We start from the raw sequence: 1,513 nt of genomic DNA on the forward strand, positions 1-1,513 counted from the left end.
TGCTGCAGCTAAGCGTTCAGAAAAAACCATGGCTTTACGTCTTCCAGGAGACTAGCTTGATGCAGCTGAAGGTAAAGGTGCTGCGATCAAAAAACGTGAAGATGTGCATCGTATGGCTGAAGCCAACAAAGCCTTCTCTCACTACCGTTTCTAAACGGATAAAACAGTCCCTAATCAGGAGAATATTCATGCATACCGTAGCTCGATTCAACATCGCTCTCTATCAAAGTGGAGGCTTTGCGGGTATTTAAGTTGCCTGCTTGAATATTCGTGCGCATCAATTTCATTGATGCGCCCTGTTTTAAATATAACATTTAGGAATGTAAGACATCATGGCTCGCCAAACCCCTATTAATCGTTACCGTAACATCGGTATTTCTGCGCACATTGACGCAGGTAAAACAACTACAACTGAACGTATTTTGTTCTACACAGGTGTATCTCACAAAATTGGTGAAGTACACGACGGTGCAGCAACAATGGACTGGATGGAACAAGAGCAAGAGCGTGGTATTACCATTACTTCTGCTGCAACGACTTGTTTCTGGTCTGGCATGAGTAAACAATTCCCACAACACCGTATTAATGTAATTGACACCCCGGGACACGTAGACTTCACGATTGAAGTTGAACGTTCTATGCGTGTTCTTGACGGTGCGTGCATGGTTTACTGTGCAGTTGGTGGTGTACAGCCTCAGTCTGAAACTGTATGGCGTCAAGCGAACAAATATAAAGTGCCTCGTTTAGCATTCGTGAACAAGATGGACCGTACTGGTGCAAACTTCTTCCGTGCGGTAGAACAAGTTAAAACACGTTTGGGCGGAAATCCTGTACCAATCGTTATACCAATTGGTGCTGAAGATACATTCACAGGTGTTGTTGACCTGATCGAAATGAAATCAATCATTTGGGATGAAGCGTCTCAAGGTATGCAGTTTGAATACGGTGAGATCCCAGCTGACTTGGTTGATACTGCTAATGAATGGCGTACTAACATGGTCGAAGCTGCTGCTGAAGCTTCAGAAGAGTTAATGGACAAGTACCTCGAAGAGGGTGAGCTTTCTAGAGAAGACGTCATCGCAGGTTTACGTGCTCGTACATTAGCTTGTGAAATCCAAGTTATGCTTTGTGGTACTGCATTCAAAAACAAAGGTGTTCAACGTATGTTGGATGCTGTTATTGAATTCTTACCATCACCGACTGAAGTTAAGCCAATCGAAGGTATCCTTGACGATAAAGCTGAAACTAAAGCGATTCGTGAAGCATCTGACGAAGCACCGTTCTCTGCACTTGCGTTCAAAATCATGAACGACAAATTCGTAGGTAACTTAACATTCGTACGTGTTTATTCTGGTGTGCTTAAACAAGGTGATCCAGTTTATAACCCAGTTAAATCTAAGCGTGAACGTATCGGTCGAATCGTGCAAATGCATGCGAACGAACGACAAGATCTTGATGAAATCCGTGCAGGTGATATCGCAGCGTGTGTAGGTCATAAAGACGTGACCACCGG

Annotated in this window: 1 protein-coding gene and 1 pseudogene; both read left to right on the plus strand. The window is 43.8% G+C overall.

Translation table 11 applies throughout. The features are described 5' to 3' along the window. Positions 1–154 (plus strand): annotated as a pseudogene (locus J2Y37_RS15815) (30S ribosomal protein S7); the annotation flags it as partial. A gap of 178 nt (positions 155–332) precedes the next feature. After that, a partial coding sequence (locus tag J2Y37_RS15820; RefSeq protein WP_349033417.1) for a GTP-binding protein occupies positions 333–1,513 on the plus strand: 1,181 nt, incomplete at its 3' end.

Origin of the sequence: Acinetobacter sp. 3657, assembly GCF_031456775.1 — a bacterium.
Taxonomy (GTDB): Bacteria; Pseudomonadota; Gammaproteobacteria; order Pseudomonadales; family Moraxellaceae; genus Acinetobacter.